Annotated in this window: 23 protein-coding genes; 9 read left to right on the forward strand and 14 right to left on the reverse strand. The window is 75.4% G+C overall.

Annotated elements, in window-relative coordinates:
* Positions 1-17: 17 nt before the first annotated feature.
* The 5 genes from BMY40_RS14825 to BMY40_RS14845 all read right to left on the reverse strand — a co-directional run bounded on the left by BMY40_RS14825 (position 18) and on the right by BMY40_RS14845 (position 3,345).
* Positions 18-896, reverse strand: a complete 879-nt coding sequence (locus tag BMY40_RS14825) for a 5-oxoprolinase subunit C family protein (RefSeq protein ID WP_245770099.1) — start codon at positions 894-896, stop codon at positions 18-20.
* Entirely contained in the window at positions 893-1,516 is a 624-nt protein-coding gene (locus BMY40_RS14830) for a 5-oxoprolinase subunit B family protein (protein WP_245770100.1), read from the reverse strand. Before BMY40_RS14830 ends, BMY40_RS14825 begins: the two co-directional genes overlap by 4 nt.
* Complete coding sequence (locus BMY40_RS14835) at positions 1,513-2,268, reverse strand: LamB/YcsF family protein (RefSeq protein ID WP_093659912.1); 756 nt, start codon at positions 2,266-2,268, stop codon at positions 1,513-1,515. Before BMY40_RS14835 ends, BMY40_RS14830 begins: the two co-directional genes overlap by 4 nt.
* A gap of 123 nt (positions 2,269-2,391) precedes the next feature.
* The gene (locus BMY40_RS14840; RefSeq protein WP_093659610.1) at positions 2,392-2,736 is read right to left on the reverse strand and encodes a DUF1232 domain-containing protein; all 345 of its coding nucleotides are present in this window, start codon (positions 2,734-2,736) and stop codon (positions 2,392-2,394) included.
* Positions 2,737-2,829: 93 nt separating this feature from the next.
* Positions 2,830-3,345 (reverse strand): metallophosphoesterase family protein, encoded by a 516-nt coding sequence (locus BMY40_RS14845; protein WP_093659612.1) that lies wholly within the window; start codon positions 3,343-3,345, stop codon positions 2,830-2,832.
* 147 nt (positions 3,346-3,492) lie between these two features.
* Between BMY40_RS14845 and BMY40_RS14850 the strand changes: the two genes are divergently transcribed.
* The gene (locus BMY40_RS14850) at positions 3,493-4,491 is read left to right on the forward strand and encodes a Gfo/Idh/MocA family protein (RefSeq protein ID WP_177214017.1); all 999 of its coding nucleotides are present in this window, start codon (positions 3,493-3,495) and stop codon (positions 4,489-4,491) included.
* 277 nt (positions 4,492-4,768) lie between these two features.
* On the forward strand, positions 4,769-7,954 hold the full coding sequence (locus BMY40_RS14855; protein ID WP_093659614.1) for a glycoside hydrolase family 3 N-terminal domain-containing protein: 3,186 nt from the start codon (positions 4,769-4,771) through the stop codon (positions 7,952-7,954).
* Between the two features lie 173 nt (positions 7,955-8,127).
* Here BMY40_RS14855 and BMY40_RS14860 read toward each other — a convergent pair whose 3' ends face one another.
* The 3 genes from BMY40_RS14860 to BMY40_RS14870 form a co-directional block, all read right to left on the reverse strand.
* Positions 8,128-8,757 carry a histidine phosphatase family protein gene (locus BMY40_RS14860; RefSeq protein ID WP_093659616.1) on the reverse strand — a complete coding sequence of 210 codons (630 nt, stop codon included), beginning with the start codon at positions 8,755-8,757 and terminating at the stop codon, positions 8,128-8,130.
* A gap of 45 nt (positions 8,758-8,802) precedes the next feature.
* Positions 8,803-9,693: a hypothetical protein gene (locus tag BMY40_RS14865; protein ID WP_093659618.1), complete on the reverse strand. Its 891-nt coding sequence runs from the start codon at positions 9,691-9,693 to the stop codon at positions 8,803-8,805.
* A 155-nt stretch (positions 9,694-9,848) separates the two neighbouring features.
* Complete coding sequence (locus BMY40_RS14870; protein ID WP_093659620.1) at positions 9,849-10,526, reverse strand: hypothetical protein; 678 nt, start codon at positions 10,524-10,526, stop codon at positions 9,849-9,851.
* 126 nt (positions 10,527-10,652) lie between these two features.
* Between BMY40_RS14870 and BMY40_RS14875 the strand changes: the two genes are divergently transcribed.
* Positions 10,653-11,861 (forward strand): lactonase family protein, encoded by a 1,209-nt coding sequence (locus BMY40_RS14875; RefSeq protein ID WP_093659622.1) that lies wholly within the window; start codon positions 10,653-10,655, stop codon positions 11,859-11,861.
* Between the two features lie 60 nt (positions 11,862-11,921).
* Here BMY40_RS14875 and BMY40_RS14880 read toward each other — a convergent pair whose 3' ends face one another.
* On the reverse strand, positions 11,922-12,317 hold the full coding sequence (locus BMY40_RS14880; RefSeq protein WP_093659624.1) for a DUF302 domain-containing protein: 396 nt from the start codon (positions 12,315-12,317) through the stop codon (positions 11,922-11,924).
* 187 nt (positions 12,318-12,504) lie between these two features.
* Here BMY40_RS14880 and BMY40_RS14885 point away from each other — a divergent pair, with 187 nt between their 5' ends.
* Both BMY40_RS14885 and BMY40_RS14890 read left to right on the forward strand, forming a co-directional pair.
* On the forward strand, positions 12,505-13,869 hold the full coding sequence (locus BMY40_RS14885) for an MBL fold metallo-hydrolase (protein ID WP_093659626.1): 1,365 nt from the start codon (positions 12,505-12,507) through the stop codon (positions 13,867-13,869).
* Between the two features lie 82 nt (positions 13,870-13,951).
* The gene (locus BMY40_RS14890; protein ID WP_093659628.1) at positions 13,952-14,311 is read left to right on the forward strand and encodes a rhodanese-like domain-containing protein; all 360 of its coding nucleotides are present in this window, start codon (positions 13,952-13,954) and stop codon (positions 14,309-14,311) included.
* Between the two features lie 275 nt (positions 14,312-14,586).
* Here the strand turns inward: BMY40_RS14890 and BMY40_RS14895 are convergent, their stop codons facing one another.
* Positions 14,587-14,877, reverse strand: coding sequence for a metal-sensitive transcriptional regulator (locus BMY40_RS14895; protein ID WP_093659630.1), 291 nt, complete (start codon positions 14,875-14,877; stop codon positions 14,587-14,589).
* A gap of 80 nt (positions 14,878-14,957) precedes the next feature.
* Here BMY40_RS14895 and BMY40_RS14900 point away from each other — a divergent pair, with 80 nt between their 5' ends.
* The 4 genes from BMY40_RS14900 (at position 14,958) to BMY40_RS14915 (ending at position 18,222) form a co-directional block, all read left to right on the forward strand.
* Entirely contained in the window at positions 14,958-15,524 is a 567-nt protein-coding gene (locus BMY40_RS14900) for a rhodanese-like domain-containing protein (protein WP_093659632.1), read from the forward strand.
* Between the two features lie 130 nt (positions 15,525-15,654).
* Positions 15,655-16,707: an NAD(P)-dependent alcohol dehydrogenase gene (locus tag BMY40_RS14905; RefSeq protein ID WP_093659916.1), complete on the forward strand. Its 1,053-nt coding sequence runs from the start codon at positions 15,655-15,657 to the stop codon at positions 16,705-16,707.
* 154 nt (positions 16,708-16,861) lie between these two features.
* Entirely contained in the window at positions 16,862-17,527 is a 666-nt protein-coding gene (locus BMY40_RS14910) for a helix-turn-helix domain-containing protein (protein ID WP_245770101.1), read from the forward strand.
* 113 nt (positions 17,528-17,640) lie between these two features.
* Entirely contained in the window at positions 17,641-18,222 is a 582-nt protein-coding gene (locus BMY40_RS14915; RefSeq protein WP_093659636.1) for a tyrosine-type recombinase/integrase, read from the forward strand.
* A 95-nt stretch (positions 18,223-18,317) separates the two neighbouring features.
* On the opposite strand, the gene BMY40_RS14920 is transcribed toward BMY40_RS14915, so the two are convergent.
* The 4 genes from BMY40_RS14920 to BMY40_RS14935 form a co-directional block, all read right to left on the reverse strand.
* A complete protein-coding gene (locus tag BMY40_RS14920) occupies positions 18,318-19,184 on the reverse strand; it encodes a cytochrome c biogenesis CcdA family protein (RefSeq protein ID WP_093659638.1) in 867 nt (288 codons plus the stop codon).
* Positions 19,181-19,930 (reverse strand): DsbA family protein, encoded by a 750-nt coding sequence (locus tag BMY40_RS14925; protein ID WP_093659918.1) that lies wholly within the window; start codon positions 19,928-19,930, stop codon positions 19,181-19,183. The genes BMY40_RS14920 and BMY40_RS14925 overlap by 4 nt, the downstream gene beginning before the upstream one ends.
* 131 nt (positions 19,931-20,061) lie before the next feature.
* On the reverse strand, positions 20,062-20,556 hold the full coding sequence (locus tag BMY40_RS14930) for a hypothetical protein (protein ID WP_093659640.1): 495 nt from the start codon (positions 20,554-20,556) through the stop codon (positions 20,062-20,064).
* A 112-nt stretch (positions 20,557-20,668) separates the two neighbouring features.
* Positions 20,669-21,100 (reverse strand): hypothetical protein, encoded by a 432-nt coding sequence (locus tag BMY40_RS14935; RefSeq protein ID WP_093659642.1) that lies wholly within the window; start codon positions 21,098-21,100, stop codon positions 20,669-20,671.
* Positions 21,101-21,409 lie beyond the last annotated feature (309 nt).

Here is a 21,409-nt window from a genome sequence, read left to right on the forward strand (position 1 = left end):
TGGCGCAGCCGGCGCGCTCAGCGCCGCAGCGGAACGAAGCGCACCTTCAGCCCCGGCACCGCCTGCGCCGCCGCCGCCAGGGCCTCCCGCGGCACCACGCCGACCACCGGATAGCCGCCGGTGGTCGGATGGTCGGCGAGGAAGACGATCGGCTCACCGCCCGGCGGCACCTGCACCGCGCCCGCCACCATGCCCTCGCTGGGCAGCTCGCCCCTCACCGACCGCTCCAGGGCGGGCCCCTCGGTCCGCAGCCCGACGCGGTTGCTCTCGGCGGACACCCGGTAGACCCCGCGGGCCAGAGCGCGCAGCGCGGTCGGGGCGAACCAGTCCTCGCGCGGCCCGGGCACCAGCGGCAGCACCAGCTCGTCCGACGGCGGCCCCGGCGCGGCGGAGGCGACCGCGTCGGCCCAGGGGACGGGCCCCGGCGCCGGTCCCACCGGCAGCCGCGCCCCCTCCGACAGCGGGGCCGGGCCGAGCCCGGACAGCAGATCGGTGGAGCGGCTGCCGAGCACCGGCTCGACGTCGACGCCGCCGGCCACCGCCAGATAGCTGCGCACCCCGGCCCGCGCGGCGCCGACCTCCAGCACCGCCCCGCCCGGCACCCGTACCGCCGCTCCCCACGGCGCCGGACGGCCGTCGATCCGCACCGGGCACGGAGCGCCGGTCACCGCCGCCACCACGGCGCGGTCCGGGCGCACCGCGCACCCGGTGAGGGTGGTCTCCAGCGTCGCCGCACCGGGCGAGTTGCCCACCAGGCGGTTGGCGAGCCGGTGGGCGGGGGAGTCCAGCGCCCCCGAACGCGGCACCCCCAGATGGGCGCGGCCCACCCTGCCCAGATCCTGCACGGTGGTCAGCGCCCCCGGCCGCAGGACCTCCAGCACCCCCGCGCCGCTCACGGCACCGCCTCGAACCGCACCCGGGCACCCGGGGCCAGCAGCGCGGCCGGCTCCCGGGAGACGTCCCACAGCACCGCGTCCGTCCGGCCGATCAACTGCCAGCCGCCGGGCGAGGTACGCGGATACACCCCCGTGTACGCCCCGGCCAGACCCACCGAGCCCGGCGGCACCGAGGTGCGGGGGACGGTGCGGCGGGGCACGCCCAGCTCCTCGGGCAGCCCGGTGAGATAGCCGAACCCGGGGGCGAAGCCGCAGAAGGCGACCCGGAACTCGGTGCGCGTGTGGATCGCGACCGCCTCCTCCTCGTCCACCCCCCACAGCGCCGCGACCCCGGCCAGATCGGGGCCGTCGTAGCGCACCGGCAGCACCACGGCGGCCGCGCCCGCCGGGGCGGTGTCGGGGAACTCCCGGTCCCGCAGCCACTCCGTCAGCGATCCCGGGTCCTCCAGCCCGTCCAGCAGGACGGTGGCCGCCGCCGGGACGATCTCCTCCACCGGCGGCAGCTCGCCGGTCTCCCGCAGCCGCACCAGCTCGGCGTGGAGGGCCTGGGCCCGCTCGGTGCCCCCCACCTCCAGCAGCAGGGCGCGCCTGCCCATGGGCAGCACCCTCGTCACCCTCATCGCGCGAACGCCTCGATCCGCACCCCGGCCTCAGCGAGGGCCCGGCGCACCCGCCGGGCGAGCGCGACGGCGCCGGGGGTGTCGCCGTGCACGCACAGCGACCTGGCGACGGCGGCCACCCGCCCGCCGTCGCCGGTGGCCACGCTCCCGTGCAGCGCGATGCCCAGGGCCTGGGAGACCACGGCGTCCGGCTCGTGGATCACCGCCCCCGGCTCCCGCCGGGGCACCAGCGTGCCCCGCGCGGTGTAGCCGCGGTCGGCGAACGCCTCGGCGACCGCGGGCAGCCCGGCCTCCTCGGCGGCCCGCAGCAGCAGCGACCCGGGAAGCCCCAGCACCGGCAGCCCCCCGCCCGCCAGCAGCACCCCGGACACCACCGCCCGGGCCTGGCCCTCGTCGTGCACCGCGCGGTTGTAGAGCGCGCCGTGCGGTTTGACGTACGCCACCCGCGCGCCCGCGGACTCGGCGAACACCCGCAGGGCGCCGATCTGGTAGGCGATCTCGTCGGCCAGCTCGTCCTCCGGGACATCCATCGCCCGCCGCCCGAAGCCCGCCAGGTCGCGGTAGGCGACCTGGGCGCCGATCGCCACCCCCCGCTCGGCCGCCTGCGCGCACACCCGGCGCATGGTGGGGGGATCCCCGGCGTGGAAGCCGCACGCGATGTTGGCGCTGCTGACGACCGAGAGCAGCGCCTCGTCGTGGGTGAGCTCCCACCGCCCGAAGCCCTCGCCCAGGTCGGCGTTGAGATCGATCACCGAGGCCGTGCCCTCCACCGAATCCACCGAACCCACCGGAGCCGCCGCCCCCTCGTCCCGCTGTGTCATGGGACGAGGGTAGTTCCGGGACGCGTGCGGGCGGGGCGCGCGCGGGCGTGCCCGTCAGCGCCGGCGGCGCGCCTCCGGGGTCTTCGGGGTCTTCGGGAGCGCCGCTTCCGTCTCCCCGGGGGCCCGCCCGTACCTCCGCGCCACCCCGCCCAGGTGGTGGAGGGCGAGCAGCAGCAGGCCGATGTCGTCCAGGTACACCGGATCCGGGAGCAGATCGACGGGGAAGACCGTGTAGACCAGCGCCCCCCAGAACGCGGTCCTGGCGCTCACGGGGACGTCCGCGCCGCGCAGGAGCAGATAGGTGCGCACCAGCCTCACCAGGAGGACCGCCGCGACGGCCAGCAGCGCGGCGGCGAGCACCGCGCCGGCGGCGATCAGTACGACCTGCCGGGTCTCCAACGGACCTCCTCCCACAGGGGCCGGTGGAGTGATGATCGCCCCGGAGCCCGGCTTCAAACGTGGGCGCGTGGAACCGGTGTGCGCGCCGGGTGCTCAGCCGCGCGGCTGCAGCCGGTGCAGCTCGACCGCCTCCAGCCGCCCCGCCTCCACCACCGCCGTCAGACAGGTGCGGTACGGCTGGGAGCGGCGGTCGGTGGGCGAGCCGGGGTTGAGCAACCGCAGCGGCGTGCCGGCGGCCGTGGTGGCGGTGGTGTCCCAGGGGATGTGGCTGTGGCCGAAGACCAGGACGTCCAGATCGCCGAAGCGCTCGGCACACCGCTTCTCCCGCCCCTGCTTCGGGCCCGTCTCGTGGACGACGCCCAGGCGCAGCCCGTCCAGCTCCGCGCGGGCCACCTCCGGGAGCCGGGCGCGCAGTTCGGGCCCGTCGTTGTTGCCGTACACCCCGATCAGGCGCCGGGAGCGCTCCTGGAGGAGGTCGAGGGTGGCGGTGTCCACCCAGTCTCCGGCGTGGACCACCACGTCCGCCTCCGCCACGCGCGCCATCAGCTCCTCCGGCAGCCGCCTGGCGCGCTTGGGGACGTGGGTGTCGGACGTGATCAGCACAAGCACGGTCCCACCGTAACCCGCGGGCCCCCGCCGCCCCGCTCCCCGCCGCCCCCGCGTACACCATGCGGACAGCCCGGCCGCGCGCCGCGCGCCCGCCGTAGGGTGACCGCGACACGCCCAAGCCGGAACGGCCCGCACCCGGGGGAGCACATGACGCGCACCGACGACACGATCAGATGGGGCATCCTCGCCACGGGCGGCATAGCCGCGGCCTTCGCCCGCGACCTCGCGGCCCTGCCCGGCGGCGAGCTCCTCGCGGTCGGCTCGCGCTCGCCGCGGTCCGCCCGCCGCTTCGCCGACGAGCACGGCGTCCCGCGCGCGTACGGCAGCTGGGCCGAACTGGCTGCCGACCCGGACGTGGACGTGGTCTACGTCGCCACGCCCCACTCGGCGCACCTGGAGGCCGCCGCCGTCTGCCTGGAGGCGGGCAAGGCGGTGCTGTGCGAGAAGCCGCTCACCCTCAACCTCGCCCAGGCGCGGGAGATGGTCGGGCTGGCCCGCCGCAGGGGCGTCTTCCTGATGGAGGCCATGTGGACCTACTGCAACCCGGTGGTCCGCCGCATGCTCGAACTCGTCGCCGACGGAGCGATCGGCGAGGTGCGCTCGGTCCACGCCGACTTCGGCATCGTCGCGCCCGTGGACGCCTCCCACCGCCTGCGCGATCCCCGGCTGGGCGGCGGCGCCCTGCTGGACCTGGGCGTCTACCCGGTCTCCTTCGCCCATCTCGTCCTGGGCGAACCCTCCTCCGTCGCCGCCTGGGCCCATCTGACGCCCGAGGGCGTGGACGAGACCACCGGAGTCCTGCTGGGCTACGACAGCGGTGCCGTCGCCACCCTCTCCTGCTCCATCGCCTCCGCCAGCCCCACCGTGGCGGCCGTCAGCGGCACCAGGGGGCGCATCGAGCTGCCGCACGGCTTCTTCGCCCCCGAGTCCTTCGTGCTGCACCGCGGGGGGCGCGAGGCCGAGGAGGTCCGGGTGCCGCGGGCGGAGGGCGGCACCGGCTACGGGCCCGAGGCGGCCGAGGTGATGCGCTGCCTGCGGGAGAAGGAGACGGAGTCCCCGCTGGTGCCGCTGGACGGGACGCTCGCGGTGATGGCGACGCTGGACGCCGTCCGCGAGCGCGTCGGGGTCCGCTACCCGGGCGACTGACGGCCCGCCGGGCGTCCGGCGGGCAACGGCGTGCCGGGGGCCTCCGGGGCGGTTGGGAGCGCCTCGGAGGCCCCTCATCTGCCATGATTCCGAGAGCGCTCTCATCCTCCGGTCGGCAAACGCCCTGGGAGGGCTCCCGGCTCCAAGAGATTTACGGATCAAGGGTCTTGACGGCCCATCCGGGCGCGTACAGGATCAGCGCCGTGCACATGACAGTGCGCTTGCGCCTCCGTGTGTTCAAGTGCTGAAAACGCCGACCGCGCCCGAGGGAGCCGCCATGGGACAGCCGCTGCACACAGGACCGGACCCCAGGGGAGGAGGCCGGCGAAGGCGGCGCAGGCGAACGGCCGCCGGAACCCTCGGCGCCCTCCTCGCCCTGCTCGCCTCCGGCCTGACCCCCACCGCGTCGGCCGCGGCGCAGGACCGCGTCCTGGACGACTTCGACAACGCCGTCCCCGGCCCGATCGGCACCTACGGCAGCACCCCCGAGGACACCCCGAAGCTCAGCCAGGTCGCCGCCGAGGCCCGCCCCGGGGCCAACGCCTTCAACCGCGCCATGCGCGTGGAGTACGACATCACCGCCTGGGGCGGCTTCGACCACGCCCTGAGCGGCGCCGAGGACTGGAGCGGCCACGAGGGCTTCTCCTTCTGGGTGAAGGGCACCGGCAGCGGGGAGCGCGTCCAGTTCGAGGTCAAGGACGGCGGCCCGAACGCCGGTCAGGCCGAGCTGTGGGCCGGCTACTTCACCGACGACACCGACGGCTGGAAGCAGGTGCGCACCCCCTTCGAGGACTTCGTCCGGCGCCCCGACTACCAGCCCGCCGGCGCCCCGGACGACGGCGTGCTGGACCTGACCCGGATGTGGGGCTACGCCGTCAACCTGCCCACCGCCTCCGGCACCCTGGAGTTCGACCAGGTCGAGCTGTACGGCGTGGGCGGGGTGCGGGCCCGCGTCGCCACCGACCGGCCCGTCTACACCGTCGGCCACGGCGGCACCGCCACCGTGAAGGTGTCGGTGGGCACCACCGGCGACGTACCGCTGGCCGAGCCCGTCACCGTCACCTACGGCACCGGCGAGGGCACCGCGGAGCCCGGCGAGGACTACACCCCGGTCGAGGGCACCCTCACCTTCCCCGCCGGCACCCCCTCCGGCACGGCGAAGACCTTCACCGTCGACACCGAGCGCAGCGCGGAGCCCGCCACCGCCAAGACCATCCCCATCACCCTCTCCGTCGACGGCGGGCGCGCCCCCGACGACCCGCCCACCGTCGTCATCGACGCGCACGGCCTGCCGTACCAGAACCCCCGGCTCCCGGTGCACAAGCGCGTCAAGGACCTGCTGTCCCGGATGACGCTCGACGAGAAGATCGGCCAGATGACCCAGGCCGAGCGCGGCGCCCTGGAGGCCCAGGACCACATCGCCTCCTACGAGCTGGGCTCGCTGCTGTCCGGCGGCGGCTCCAACCCGGCGCCCAACACCCCCGAGGCCTGGGCCGACATGGTCGACGGCTTCCAGCTGCGCGCCCGGCAGACCCGGCTGCAGATCCCGCTGATCTACGGCGTCGACGCCGTCCACGGCCACAACAACGTCGTCGGCGCCACCGTCTTCCCCCACAACACCGGCCTCGGCGCCGCCCGCGACCCGAAGCTGGTCGAGGACACCGCGCACGCCACCGCCAGGGAGGTCCGCGCCACCGGAGTCCCCTGGAACTTCAGCCCCTGCCTGTGCGTCAGCCGCGACGAGCGCTGGGGACGGGCATATGAGGCCTTCTCCGAGGACCCGGCGCTGGTCACGCGGCTGGCCACGGCCGTCGAGGGCTACCAGGGCCGCGCCGACGGCCGGGACCTGAAGGACGCCGACCGGGTGCTGGCCACCGCCAAGCACTACGTCGGCGACGGCGGCACCGAGTTCGGCTCCTCAACCACCGGCACGTACACCATCGACCAGGGCGTCACGAGGACGACGCGCGAGGAGCTGGAGACCGTCCACATCGCCCCCTTCGTGGAGGCGGTCGACGAGGGCGTCGGCACCGTCATGCCGTCCTTCTCCAGCGTGGACTTCCTCGGCGACGGCGAGGGACCGGTCAAGATGCACGCCCACGCCGACCTGATCACGGACGTCCTCAAGGGCGACCTCGGCTTCGACGGATTCGTGATCAGCGACTGGCAGGCCATCGACCAGATCCCCGGCGACTACGCCTCCGACGTGCGGACCTCGGTCAACGCCGGACTCGACATGATCATGGTCCCGTACGACTACAAGGGCTTCACCTCCACCCTGCGCGAGCAGGTCGACTCCGGCGCCGTGCCCATGGCGCGGATCGACGACGCGGTGACCCGCATCCTCACCAAGAAGTTCCAGCTCGGCCTGTTCGAGAAGCCCTACGCCGACCGCACCCACCTGGACTCCGTCGGCTCCGGCCCCCACCGCGAACTGGCCCGCCGGGCCGCCGCCGACTCCCAGGTGCTGCTGAAGAACGACGGGAACCTGCTGCCGCTGAGCGGTGACGAGAAGCTCTACGTCGCCGGCTCCAACGCCGACGACATCGGCAACCAGGCCGGCGGCTGGACCATCTCCTGGCAGGGCTCCTCCGGCGACATCACCGAGGGCACCACCATCCTGGAAGGAATCCGCCAGGTCGCCCCGGACGCCTCCGTCACCTTCAGCGAGGACGCCTCCGCGCCCACCGGCGGACACCGGGCCGGCATCGTCGTGGTCGGCGAGACCCCGTACGCCGAGGGCGTGGGCGACGTCGGCAACGGCCACGACCTGGAGCTGTCCGAGGCGGACAGGAAGGCGATCGACACCGTCTGCGGCGCCATGGACTGCGCGGTGCTGGTCGTCTCCGGCCGCCCGCAGATCATCACCGACCAACTGGGCGACATAGACGCCCTGGTGGCGTCCTGGCTGCCGGGCACCGAGGGCACCGGCGTGGCCGACACCCTCTTCGGCGAGCGGCCCTTCACCGGCCGCCTGCCGGTGAGCTGGCCGCGCTCGGCCGCCCAGGTCCCGGTCAACGTCGGCGACGCCTCCTACGACCCGCTCTACCCGTACGGCTGGGGCCTGCGCACCGACAGCGCCCGCGACCGCCTGGAGGACGTCCGCGACGAGCTGCGGGACCGCCGCGACATCGCCTCCCGCGTCGCCGCCGTCCATCTGCGCCACGCCCTGAAGCGCTCCAACTTCCGGGCCGACGGCGCGGTGCGGAACGCGGACGCGGTCCTGAAGCCCCTGGCCAGGGCCGCCGCACTGCTGGAGAAGTCGAAGGCCGACTCCTACCTCCAGGCGGACGAACTCGCCTCGGTCGCCCGGGACATCGCCCAGACCGCCCTGCTGAAGGCCGGGGACGGCGCCCCGGCGAAGGCCGCCGCCCGCACCGCGGACGCTGACCACGCCCTGGCCTCCGGCGACTACGCCGAGGCGATCCGCCACCTGACGGAGGCCCACCGCCTGACCCGCTGACCGTCCGCCCGCCCACTCACCCGAACCGGTCCGCCGGGCGTCCCGCTTCCACGGGGCGCCCGGCGGACCGCCGCTCTCCCGGGGCGAACCCCCGCCGCGCCGCGCGGCCGGGGCGCACCGCGGCAGACCGACCGGCCGGCCCGTACGCCCGCCCGGGAGGCGTCGCATCCCGTTCACCCATCGAGGTGGCCGGTGTCACCGAGGCTGACGACCTGGCGGTTGTGGAAGAAGTCGTCCTCGCGGAGGACGGTGATGCTGCCGGACGGAGCCCGGAAGCTGACGGAGCCCAGCGACTCGAACGGCATCCCGATCCAGAACGCCACGACGAACGTCAGGGCGAAACCGTGCGTCACGACGACCTGGTGCTCGCACGGGCGCCGCAGGATCCCGTCCATGGCCGCGTAGACGCGCCGCGCGCACTCCGCCCTGGTCTCGGCCCCCCGTACGCCCTCGTGGTGCCCCATCCGGTCCCCGGCGGCCGGCGGCGGGACGAACCGCCGGTCCAGCCACTCCTGCGGCCTTCCCTCGGCCTCACCGTAGGACTTCTCCCGCAGCCTGCGGTCCGACAGCGCTTCCACGCCCAGCAGTTCGGCCACGCGGTCGGCCGTCTGCCGGGCGCGCAGCAGGTCCGAGGAGACCACCTCCACCTCGGCCTCTTCGGGAATCCGGGCCCGTAGCGCCCGGGCGACGGCGACCGCCGCGCGCCTGCCCGCGGGCGTGAGGGGCGAGTCGTGCCACCCGCCGACCACCTTCTCCACGTGGTGTGCCGCCTCCGGGTGGGTGATGACGTAGACGCTGCGCATCGAGTGGACTCCTGCCGGAAGTGGCCGTCGCGGGAGGACGGGCGGTCAGCGGCCGCAGCCCACGCGCTCGGTGGACAGCGCCAGGTCGTCCAGGAGCAGGTCGTAGGAGTCCGGGGTGGGGTCGCCCTGGTAGAGCTGCCAGCCGATGCGGACGGTGTCGACGTCGGGGAGGACGAAGTCGACCGGGTTGCCGCCGTGGCGGGTGGTGGTGACGGTCAGGTCCGGCTTGGGCTCGCCGTCGATCCAGACCGAGACGCGGTTGTCGTCCGCGTCCATCTCCCACTCCAGGCACGTCCACTTCCCGGCCTCGGCCGGGGCGGACTCGCGCCAGTCGGTCCAGTCGCCCGTCGGCCCGCCGTCGGAGCCCACGCCCCACAGCTGCACTCCGTCGCCGACGGTCGGCACGTACTGGCCGCCGATGGGCCGCACCACGCTGCCGTCGCCGCGGCCGGTGGCCTCGACCAGGGTGAAGTGGGCCCAGTCCGGGGCGGTGGGGAAGGCGTCCACGCGGACCCGCATCCGGCCGAAGAAGCTGTTGCCGGGGGCGTCGAAGTCGTCGACCTCCAGGAAGGCGTGGCCGTTGCCCTCGGTGCGCAGGTGCAGCACCTGCCCCGGACGGTGCTTCCCGGCGTGGCGGCGGTCGCGCCCGGTGGACCGCTCCACGGCCAGCGTGCCGTGCCGGGTGTCCACCCCCCAGTCCGAGCTGGTGCCCGCGCCGCGCGGCAGGTCCTCGAAGTCCTCGCAGAACAGCAGAGCGGGGGAGGGGGCGCAGCCGCGGTGCGGCAGGCGGTCGCCGGGCCCGTCGTGGGAGGGGGCGGGGGCGGCGCCGCCCGTGGCGGCGAGGGTGGTGACGGCGGCCAGGGCGAGTGCGCCGAGCAGGCCGGACGGCCGCCGGGAGGAACGGGGCCGGCGGGGTGGGCGGGGCAAGGAGCGCATGGGAGTTCTCCGTCGGGTGGTCGGGGACTTCCGAACCGCTCTGGGAGCGCTCCCATGCGGTCGTCCGGCACCCTACGGCAACTCGCCCTCCACGGAAAGGAGTCGAAGGGGCGAAGGGGAGCGTGAGCAGCCGGGACGCCCGCGCCCGGCGGACATCACGCCCCCGCGCCGACGCGGGCCCGCAGGTTCTGGAACTGCCGCACCTGCATGATGAAGTGCGCCGGCTCGCCCATCAGCAGGTCGAACGGCTTGGTGATCCCACGCGGCCGGCTCCGGCCGCGGGTGCGGACCACCAGGCGCGTCCCGCCCCCGGGGGCCGACCGCAGGTGGAAGGCCCAGATGCCGTCCAGGTACGCCCGGGGCGGGGCGACGGTCGGCATGTCGAAGGAGTGGCCGGACGGCAGCTCCAGGTCCGAGCGCAGCACCAGGGTCCGGTTCGGTTCCAGCAGCGCCACGGTGAACCAGGCGCGGCCGTCGCGCGTCGCGAGCAGCCGCTGCCCCTCGGACAGGCCCTGCCACTCGGGCACGAGCCGGTCCGCGCTCGGCTCGCCGTGGCGGTCCAGCCTGTCCCAGCTGTACCAGCCGCCGCGGTCGTCTCCCATCTGCGCCAGCCAGGCCCAGACCTCCTCGGGCGGCGCGGGAAGGGTGGTGGCCATCGTGGAGGTGCTGGTGGCGTCGGGGACGAGGTCGTCGCCGGGGTAGGTGCCGGCGGCCTCCTCCTCGGACGCGCCCCAGGTCAGCAGCCGGGGGCGGAGCCAGAACGCGTAGAGCGCGGAGGCCGCGGAGGCCATGGTGAGGGGGAGCAGACGGGCTCCCCGCCGGTGTCCACTCATGCCCCCAGCATCACGCCGCCGCCCGTGCCCCGCCACCCGGCCGGCGGACGCTCCCTTCCCCGGGAGGGGAGGGGCGGTGATCCTTGACGGACGCCCTGTGGAATCGATCCCGAACCGGAGGAACCGATGAACGGACAGCACCGCCCGACACGGCGCACGGCCCTGGCCCTGGCAGGCGCGGCCGCCGCGGGCCTGGTGTACGCACCGGAGGCCGCCGCGCGGCCGAGGGGGAGGGAGGGGCGGCGGTTACGGGTCTACCTGGGCGCCTACACCGGTGGCGCCCCGGGCCGCGGCATCGGGGTGGCGAGCGCGGATCCGGACACCGGCTCCCTGCGGCTGGAATCGGTGGTTCCCGCCGAGGACCCCTCCTTCCTCGCGCTGTCGGCGACGGGCCGTGTGCTGTACGCCGTCAACGAGGTGGCGGAGGGCCGGGTGTCGGCCTACGCGCTCGCCCCGGACGGCACCGTGCGGGGCCTTCTGGGGCAGTCGCCCAGCGGCGGCGCCCACCCCTGTCACCTCGCCCTCCACCCCGGCGGACGCCATCTGTTCACCGCCGACTACACCTCCGGCACGGTCGGCGTCGTCGAGTTGCGGCCCGGCGGCGCGCCGGGGGAACTGGTCCAGGTGGTGCGCTACACCGGCTCCGGCCCCGACCCCGAGCGGCAGGACGGGCCGCACGCCCACATGGTGCTGCCCGATCCCGCCGGGGAGCGGCTGCTCACCGCCGACCTGGGCACCGACACCGTCCGCGTCCACCGCTTCGACGCCCGGCGCGGTCTGCTGACGGACGGCGCCGAGGTGCGGATGGCGCCCGGTTCCGGCCCGCGTCACCTGGCCTTCCACCCCTGCGGGCGCACCGTGTACGTGCTGGGCGAGCTGGACTCCACGCTCACCTCCTGCGCGTACGACCCCGCCCGCGGCACCCTCACGCCCGTCGCCACCGTGCCGATCCTGCCCCGGGGCGCGGACCCGGCGGGCACCACCGCCGCCGAGGTGCTGGTCTCGGCGGACGGCCGGTTCGTGTACGCCTCCAACCGGGGCCACGACCTCGTCACCGTCCTCGCCGCGGGCGCGTCCGGCGGGATCCGCCCGCGTCCGGTCTCCCACCACCCCTGCGGCGGGAGGTCGCCCCGGCACATCGCCTTCGGGGCCGCGGCCCCGGGAGCCTCCGGGGCCCTCGGGGCGGCCCAGCGCCTGCTGTACACGGCCAACCAGGACTCCGGCACGGTCGCGCTCCTGCGCCGGGACCCGGTGAGCGGCGCCCTCGCGCCGGCCGGGGAGCCGCTCGCCTTCGACCGGGCGGTGTGCGTGCTGCCCGCGCGACGGGGCCGGTGAGAGGGCCCCGCCCGGAGCCGCGGCGGCTCCGGGCGGGGGGCCCGGACCGGCAGGCGTACCTCAGTCCCGGGAGGTCAGGGCGGCCAGGGCCGCGTCCAGGCGCCGGGTGGCCTCGGAGGCGACGGGCTCCATGGCGGGCAGTCCGGTGAGGGTGACCATGGTGTTCGGGTCGAGCGCCTGGACGACCGTCTGGTCGCCGTCGCGGCGCACGACCACGTTGCACGGGAGCAGCAGGCCGATGCCGCGGTCGTTCTCCAGCGCCCGGTGGGCCAGCTGCGGGTTGCAGGCGCCCAGGATCAGGTAGTCCTCGATGTCCTGGTCGAGCTTCTTCTTCAGGGTGGCGGTGACGTCGATCTCGGTGAGGACGCCGAATCCCTGCTCGGCCAGCGCGTCGCGGACGGCGGTCACGGTGGTGTCGAAGTCGGTGCCCACCCGGACGGTGCGGTCGTAGCTCACGTCGTGACTCTCCTGTGCTCGATGGTGCCGTAGGCCGGTGCGCCGCTTCCGTTTCCGCTCGTCCCGGCGGGTACCCGCCGGGGTGAGGGGCTACGCGACGCCCCGCCTTCAAGAATACCCCCCTGGGTATATTGTGCTACGGTGGCGACCATACCCCCCGGGGTAGCGATCCGGAAGGAGCAACACCGTGTTCTTCGTCGACACCGTGGAGATCCGGGGACTGGGCAACCGCGGCTACCTGGCCGGAGGCCGGTCGGCGGCCGTCGTGGTGGACCCGCCGCGTGACATCGACCGGATGCTCGCACTGGCGGCCCGGCGGGAGGTGCGGATCGCGCTCGTCGTCGAGACCCACGTGCACAACGACTACGTCACCGGCGGCCTGGAGCTGGCCCGGGTGACGGGCGCGGAGTACCTGGTGCCCGCCGGTGCCCGGGTGTCGTACCCCCGGACGCCGGTGGCCGACGGCGACACCGCCGGGATCGAGGAGGGGCTGGTGCTGCGCGCGCTGGCCACCCCCGGCCACACACCGCACCACACCTCCTACGTGCTGGAGGAGGACGGGCGCGCGGTCGCCGCCTTCACCGGGGGCTCGCTGCTGATCGGCGCCGTCGGGCGGCCGGACCTGGTCGAGCCGCGCATGACGCGCGAACTGGCCCGCGCCCAGCACGCCTCCGCCCGCCGGCTGGCCGACGAGCTGGACGACGACGTGCCCGTGATGCCGACCCACGGCTTCGGCAGCTTCTGCTCCTCCACCCAGGCCGAGGGCGAGTCCACCACCATCGGCAAGGAGCGCGCGGCCAACGAGGCGCTGGTCAAGGACGTCGACGAGTTCGTCGCCGATCTGCTCGCCGGTCTGGACGACATCCCCGCGTACTACGCCCACATGGGGCCGGTGAACTCCGCCGGACCGCGGCCGGTCGACCTCACCCCGCCCCGGCGCGCGGACGCGGAGGAGATAGCCGCCCGGCTGGCCGCGGGGGAGTGGGTGGTGGACCTGCGCAGCCGGGTGGCGTTCGCCGAGGGCCATGTGGCCGGCGCGTTCAACTTCGAGGCCGACGGCAAGCTCGCCACCTACCTGGCCTGGCTGATCCCCTGGGGCAAGCCGGTCACGCTGCTGGCCGAGAGTTCCGGACAACTGGCCGACGCCCAGCGGGAGCTGGTCCGGGTCGGCATCGACCGCCCCGCCGCGGCCGCCACCGGCGGCCCCGCCGACTGGCTCGGCGACGGCGAGGAACCGCGCTCCTTCCCCCGGGCGGCCTTCGCCGAGCTGGCCGGTGCCCGCGAACGCGGCGATGAGGTGGTGGTGCTCGACGTGCGCCGCGGCTCCGAGCGCGCGAACGGCCATGTCGAGGGCTCGGTCCACATCCCCGTCCACCGGCTCCACGGCCGCCTGGCCGAGGTGCCCGACGGGACCGTCTGGGTCCACTGCGCCAGCGGGATGCGCGCGGCGATCGCCGCCTCGATGCTGGACGCGGCCGGCCGCGAGGTGGTCGCCGTGGACGATCCCTTCGACGCGGCCGAGCAGGCCGGGCTGACCGTCGTACGGCCCTGAGGTGCTCTCACGCCCTCCCGTCCGCCGGCCCGGCCGCCCGCGACACCCGTACCACCCGCACCATCCACCGGAGGAGAGCACCATGTCCCTGTTCCGCCACGGCCCCGGCCGCGTCGACCCGGCCGAGGCCGACCGGCGTACCGCCGAGGGCGACGCCGTCCTGCTGGACGTGCGCGAGGACGCCGAGTGGAACGCCGGCCACGCCCCGCACGCCGTCCACCTGCCGCTGTCCCGCCTGGTCGAGGGCGCGGCACTGCCCGGCCACCTGGAGGGCAGGGCGGTGGTCGCCGTCTGCCGCTCCGGCAACCGCTCCCAGAAGGCCGCCAGGCTCCTGGCCGCCTGCGGCGTGGACGCGGTGGACGTCACCGGCGGCATGGCCGCGTGGGAGAGGGAGGGCCTGCCCGTGCGTGACGGGCGCGGCCGCCCCGGCACCGTCGCGTGACGGCCCCGACCCCGGCCCCGGCCCGGCCCTTGCGGCTGGGCCGTGGCCGGACGGTCGCTGGGCGCGCCGGGAGCGGGCGGCGGCATCCTGACCGTGTCCGCCCTGATCCACCTGCTCGGCTCCGACCCGGCCGAGGCCACCACGGCCTCCCCGCTGATCGTCGCCGTGACGTCGCAGACGGCCCTGACCGCGTGCGCGGTCAGGGCCGTCGGGTGCGCTGGAAGGCCGGGCCCGTCTTCGCCGCCGCCGGGCGGGCCGGGGGCCGGGACCGGGGATCAGGCCAGGGAGAGGAAGAGCTTCTCCAGCCGGGCCCGCATCTGCTCGCGGTCGAGGGCGGCCGCGGGGTCGCCGTCGGGGTTCTCGGTCAGGCAGCGCTGCAGACCGGTGGCGATGACCGCGAAACCGGCCTTGTCCAGTGCCCGGGAGGCCGCCGCGAGCTGTGTGACGACCTCCTCGCAGTCCCGCCCCTCCTCGATCATCTTGATCACTCCGGCGATCTGGCCCTGCGCCCGGCGCAGCCGGTTGACCACCGTCTTCAGTTCCTCGGCCGCCATCGCCAGTTCCACGGAACCTCCCCTTTCATACCCCACCGGGTACCCTACCTGCTGGGTCGTCCTCCCCCGTACCGGAAGGAAACATCTCACACATGTCCCCCGCCCCCGCACTCACCGTCGAGCAGAGCAGCTCCCGCATACACGAGCTGACCGTCGTCGATGTGCGCACCCCCGGCGAGTACGCGTCCGGCCACCTGCCCGGCGCCCACAACATCCCCCTGGACCGCCTCCAGCAGGCCCTGCCCGCCCTGCGGACCGCCTCCGCCCGCGGCGACCTGCTGGTGGTGTGCGCCTCCGGCGCCCGCTCGGCGACCGCCTGCGCCGTCCTGGCCGAGCACGGCATCACCGCCGCCACCCTCGAGGGCGGCACCGCCGCCTGGACCGAGCGCGGCCACGACCTGCACCGGCCCGCCGGCGCCCGTACCGCCTGGGCCATGGAGCGGCAGGTCCGGCTCGCCGCCGGCTCCCTGGTCCTGCTGGGCCTGATCGCCGGCCGCCGCAGGCCGGCCGCGCGCCTGGTCTCCGCGGGCATCGCCGGCGGCCTGGTCTTCTCCGCGCTCACCGACACCTGCGGCATGGCCCGTGTACTGGCCAAACTGCCCCACAACCGCCCCCGGCCCGCCGACCTGGACGCCACCCTGGCAGCCCTGGCAGGCTGACGCGCCCCCGCACCCCCCGTACGTTCCCTCCCGCCCCGCGGCCCGGTGGTGTCGCACCTGTACTCCGCGGGTACCGCGGGGCGGGACGGCCTCGAGGCCGTGTACGGATGGGAGGAAGCGGATGTCCGAGATGACCGCGGTGCGGCTCACCGGCTGGCAGAAGCCCCCGGAGGTGACCCGGGTCCCGGTGCCGGAACCCGGCCCGGGAGAGGTCCTGCTGAAGGTGGCGGGCGCGGGCGTGTGCCACTCCGACCTGCACGTCATGGACTGGCCCGCCGGTGCGCTCCCCTACGACCTGCCCTTCACCCTGGGCCACGAGACCTCCGGCTGGGTGCACACCCTGGGGCCGGGCACGCAGAACACCGGACTGCGCGAGGGCGACGCGGTGCTGGTCTACGGCCCCTGGGGCTGCGGCGTGTGCCCCGCCTGCGCCCGGGGCGCGGAGAACTACTGCCACCGGGCCGCCGAGCTGCGGGCCGCCGGCGGAGGGCTGGGCCTGGACGGCGGCATGGCCGAGTACATGCTCGTCCCCTCGGCCCGGCTGCTCGTACCGCTGGGCGACCTGGACCCGCGCACCGCCGCCCCGCTGACCGACGCCGCGCTGACGCCCTACCACGCCGTCAAGCGCTCCCTGCACAAGCTGGTGCCGGGGACGGCGGCGGTGGTGATCGGCGTCGGCGGGCTGGGGCACATGGCCGTCCAGCTGCTCAAGGCGCTCAGCCCGGCTGACGTCATCGCCGTCGACGTCGCCTCGGACAAGCTGGACCTGGCCGCCGGGGCGGGCGCCGACCACTGCGTGCCCGCCGGAGAGGGGGACGCGGACCGGATCCGCACACTGACCGGCGGCCTCGGCGCCACCCTGGTGCTGGACTGCGTCGGCGCCGACGCCACGATGGCCACAGCCGCCGCGTGCGCCGCCGTGGAGGCCGACATCACCGTCGTCGGACTGGCCGGCGGCACCCTGCCCGTCACCTTCGGAGCCGTGCCCTTCGAGGCCGCGGTGTCGATCCCGTACTGGGGCACCCGGCCGGAGCTGGCCGAGGTCGTCGCCCTCGCCCGCGCCGGACGGATCCGCCCGCACGTGGAGGTCCACCCGCTCGGCGAGGCGGGCGAGGTCTACCAGCGGCTGCGCGACGGCCGGGTCGACGGCCGGGCGATACTGGTGCCGACCGCCGAGGCCTGATCCGGCGCCCGCCCCGGCGCCCGCCGCTCCCGCCCGTGAGTGTGCCCCTTCGGCCCTCATGGGGGAGGGCGCGATCGGGTATCCGTGCACGGGTACCCGATCGCCACGGCAGAGCCCGCGCCGGGCGGAGGGCTCGAGGAAGGAGGCGGTGGCCGTGTCCGACAAGGAGCACCACGGACTGCCGGACCCCGGTGACATCGGCCGGCGGGTGGCCCTCCAGCGCGAGCGGCTGGGCCTCACCCGGGAGGAGGCCGCCGTACGGGCCGGTATGGCGCCGGGGTACCTGGAGTACCTGGAGGAGCACCCCTCGGCCCCGAGCGGGCCGGGACTGCTCAGGCTGGCCGCCGCTCTGGAGACCTCCGTGGAGTGGCTGCGCGGCGGCGGCACCAACGCCCCGCCCGGGCGGGGGCGGGCCTCGGGCCGCCCCCGGTACCTCGAACTCGACGAGGAGGAGTGCTGGGCCAGGCTCTCCACGCACGGCGTGGGGCGCATCGCGGTCACCACCGCGGAAGGCCCCGCCATCATCCCGGTGAACTACCAGGTCGCCGACGGCGCGATCGCCTTCCGCACCAAACCCGGCTCCGCGCCCTCGGCGGCCGTGGGGCACGAGGTGGCGTTCGAGGTCGACTACGTGGACGACGTCTTCCGGCGCGGCTGGAGCGTCCTGGTCGTCGGCCGCGCCCGGGCCGCCGGCGAGGAGGAGGCCCGGCACCTGGCCGGACAGGAACTCGGCGAGCCCTGGGCCGGGGGAGAGGAACGCGACCTGTGGGTTGTCGTCCGTGCCGAACGCGTCACCGGGCGCCGCATCCACACCGAGTGACCGGCGGGGCGTGACCGTCCCGCCGGAGCGGGGCACCATCGTCGGAAAGAAATAATGTGCCAAGCGTATGATGACTCGGAAGGGTCCGAGCGGGCGCGAACGGGACGGAGACCATGACGGCCGGGCAGGCGGAAGAGGCGAAGGGGCCGGACAGAGCGGCGGAGGCCCGTTACCCCAGGCCTCCGGTGTCGCTGGAGGAGGCCGAGTGGGTGTGGCGGACCCTGGCCTCGCAGGCCATGGAGGAGGGCGCGAAACCGGAGACGGTGCGGCTGGCCGTGGTGACCGGGCTGGCCCGGGCCAGTGGCGCGCGCTACGGCGATCTGCTGCGGTGCACGGTGCGGTCGCTGGACCTGGGGGCGGGGTGGGTGGACGTCGAGCACGGCAAGCACCGCGTCCCGCGGCGGCACGGCCTGGACGCGGGCACGGTACTGGTGCTGCGCCGCTGGATGGACGTCCGCGCCGACCTGTGCGCCGAGCTCGAGGGGTCGGTGCCCGAGGCGCTGCTGCTGACGGTGCACCACACGCACGACAACGGGGTGACGGTCGCGGCCGGGCTGCCCATCACCCGGCAGGGCCTGGTGCTCTCCTGGCGCCGTTTCGTGTACCGGACCAACGCCGCCCATGCCGGCCGGCGGCCCCCGCTGCCCACCCGCTTCGAGCAGCTCCGCCGCGCCTGGACCACCGCCGGGCTCTGACCCGCCCGCCCCGGTGCCCGGGCTCCCGTTCCCCGCCGTCGCCGTGAGGGCACGGCCGGGGGCGGGAGCGCCGGGCGGATGCGAGGTGGTCGGCCTCAGTCGGCCCGGCCGGCCGCGTCCCTCTCCGGCTCCGTGCCGGCCGCCCCGCCGGTGGAGCGCCGTGCCCGGACCAGCAGGGCGGCGGCCGTCAGGGCGGCGACCCCGGCCAGTACCGCCGCGTCCGGGATGCCGCCGAACCGGTCCGTCACCCATCGCTGCAGTGCGAACTCCTGGTCGACACCGAGCGGTGAGGGCAGCGCGGAGGAGCCGTCGAAGACCAGGAAGACGGCTCCCAGCAGGATGAAGAACAGCCCGGACAGCAGCGAGAGGCTGTGCGTCTCCAGCGGTCCGAGGCGCAGGGGGCGGCCGCGCAGCCACCGTCTGCGCCCCAGATCGAAGCGGTCCCAGAGCAGGGCCAGGACGAACAGGGGAACGGCCATGCCCAGGGCGTAGACGGCCAGCAGGGCACCGCCGTACCAGGGGCTGCCGCCGACGGCGGCGACGGTCAGGACGCCGCCCAGGACGGGCCCGGCGCAGAAACCCGCCAGCCCGTACACCGCGCCCAGGGCCAGGACCGACAGGGGCGAGGAGGGCCGGACGCCGGACGCGGCCGCCCGCATCCGGCGCGAGGCGAACCCGAGGCCCAGGATCTGGGCGACGCCGAGTGCGACGATCGTCCAGCCGGCGACGGCTACCAGCAGGTCGCGGTTGCCGTAGAACAGCCGGCCGGCGAAGGAGCCGGCGGCGCCCAGCGGGACGAGTGTCAGGCACAGGCCGCCGTAGAAGACCGCGGTCCTGCCCAGCAGCCGGGCCGGGCTGTTGAAGGAGTAGGCGAAGAAGGCCGGCAGGAGCAGGGCGCTGCACGGGCTGAGCAGGGCGAGCAGCCCGCCGGCGAACGCGGCGAGATATCCGATGTCGCTCACCTGCCGTGCGCCTCCGCCGCCTTCTCCGCGTCCTCGATCGCGTCGGTGAAGACCTCGGTCGGCTGGGCGCCCAGGATGGGCCGGTCGTTGACCAGGAAGGCCGGGGTGCTGGTGACGCCCAGTTCGTAGCCTTCCCGGGTGTCGCGCTCGATCGCCTCGCCGGCGGCGTCGCTCCCCATGTCGGAGCGGAATTCGTCCAGGTCCTTCACCCCGGCCTCGCGGGCCATCCGCACGAGTTCGTCCTCGGCGAAGCGGCCGCTGTTCATCTCGCCCTCCTCGCCGTAGGCGATCCTGTGGAACTCCCGGAAGCGGCCCTGCCGCCCGGCCGCGTACCCGGCCCGTGCGGCGTTCTCGGACTCCTCACCGAAGATCGGGAAGTCACGCCACTCGATGCGCAGCACGCCGGACTCGACGTACTTCTCGATCAGTTCCGGCTCGGTGTCCCGGGCGAACTTCCCGCAGAACGGGCACTGGAAGTCGGCGTACTCGATCAGTACCACGGGGGCGTCGGGGCTGCCGAGGGCCTTCGGGTCGCCGTCGTCGCGGCGGGCGAGGGCGAGGAGGTCCTCGTCGGGGGGCGCGGTGTCCTGCGGTGTATCCACCCGGGCCGCGGGTTCCTCGCCGCCGGGGCCGGGGGCGCCGCCCAGGGCCGACACCAGGCCCAGGACGAGTGCGAGGACGAGAACGGCGACGGCGGCCAGGACGCCGCGCCTGCGGCGTGTGGACGTGCTGGACGTGGCGGGCATGGAGGGCATGGAGGGCATGGCGAAGCTCCGGGAAGAACGGGAAGAACGGGAAGGAGGAAGGGGGGAGCGGCGGAAAGCAGGGGGAGGGCAGGAGGAAGGGGTCTGCCGGGAGCCCTGCGGGGGGAAGGCGGTCAGGCCGCGGGGGCCGCGTCCTGTACGGGGGTGCGGCAGGCGATCTCACCGTCCAGCCGTTTCACCGCCGCCACGGCCAGCAGTGCGACCGAGGCGAGCGCGAGGAACGGCTGGAGGGGGGCCCAGACGCCGAGCGCGCCGGAGGTGCCCAGGGCGACGAGGACGAACTTGTTGCACACCGGGCAGCCGGCGGCCAGGAAGGACAGCACGCCGCCGATGGAGGCCGAGCGCGACGTCCGGGGAGCGGCGGGGGTCCGGACGTAGGTGGCGATGACGATGCTGGCCAGGACGGCTGTGGCGGCGAGCGCCGGGTGGTTCCACCACGGCGTCGGGGTCATCCGGGAGAAGAGCGGATTGGGGATGACGGCGGTGGGGAGGCCGACCAGCAGGGCGGTCAGGGCGGCGCCGCCCGCCGCGGCGCCCCAGCGCAGCGGGGTCCACGCCGCGAGGGCGGTGCCGGCCGTGCGCAGGGCGCGCGGGACGGAGGAGAGCATGGAGGAGATCCTGTCCTGTCGTGACGCGGAACCGGGGGACCGGGGGCCGTGTGCGGACCGCGGGTGAACGGTGGCGACGGCGGGGCCGCGGAGGGCGGCCCCGGGACAGGGTCTAGATCCTCAGGACGGTGAAGGAGCGCGAGGCGTGCGGCCCGGGCCCGGCCCGGTCCGCGGGGGCCCGGGCGCCGTGGACGTCCGGGTCCGCGCAGACGGGGCGCCCGTGGACCTCGGGGGCCGCGGCGGGGTCTCCCGCACCCGTGGCCGGAACGACCGCCGGTGCGTTCCCGTCGCCGCCGGAGCACGAGGGGGAGCCGCCGTCGCCGGTCGCGGGCAGGGCCGCGGCCCGGTCGGGGTACGCGGGCGCCGCGGAGGCGTGGGACCCCTCCGCGAGGGCCGGGGACGCGGCGGAGGCGAACGTGCCGCCCCGGTGGGCCGGGGCGGCCGGTGCCTGGACGCAGAGCACCGTCAGTACGGCGGTGAGGGCCAGGGCCAGCGTGCAGACGGCCCACGGGGAGGGGGCGGGGAGGCGGCGGAGGACGTGCATCGCTTGCGCTCCCCCCTTCCCGCAGGGCTCGTTCGGCGTGGTGTGTGCGCCCGCCCCGGCGGGCTGCCCGGGGCCATCCGGGCCGTCCGGCAGCGTACAGGACGGTGCCGGACGTGGATCTTCCCTCCCTCCGCCGCGCGGCGGAGGGGTCCGTGACGCGGACGCCCTCGTTTGTATACCCGGCGGGGTATGAATGTCCAGGGACCGGCCGTGCGGCCGGCCCCTGGTGTGCACGGAGCCCCCCGCCCGGCCCGAGCGGCCCGGCCCGGGCGCCGCCGCAGGGACCGGTCACCGGCGGGGGCGGCGGGT

The sequence above is a fragment of the Streptomyces radiopugnans genome (genome assembly GCF_900110735.1).
Taxonomy (GTDB): Bacteria; Actinomycetota; Actinomycetes; order Streptomycetales; family Streptomycetaceae; genus Streptomyces; species Streptomyces radiopugnans.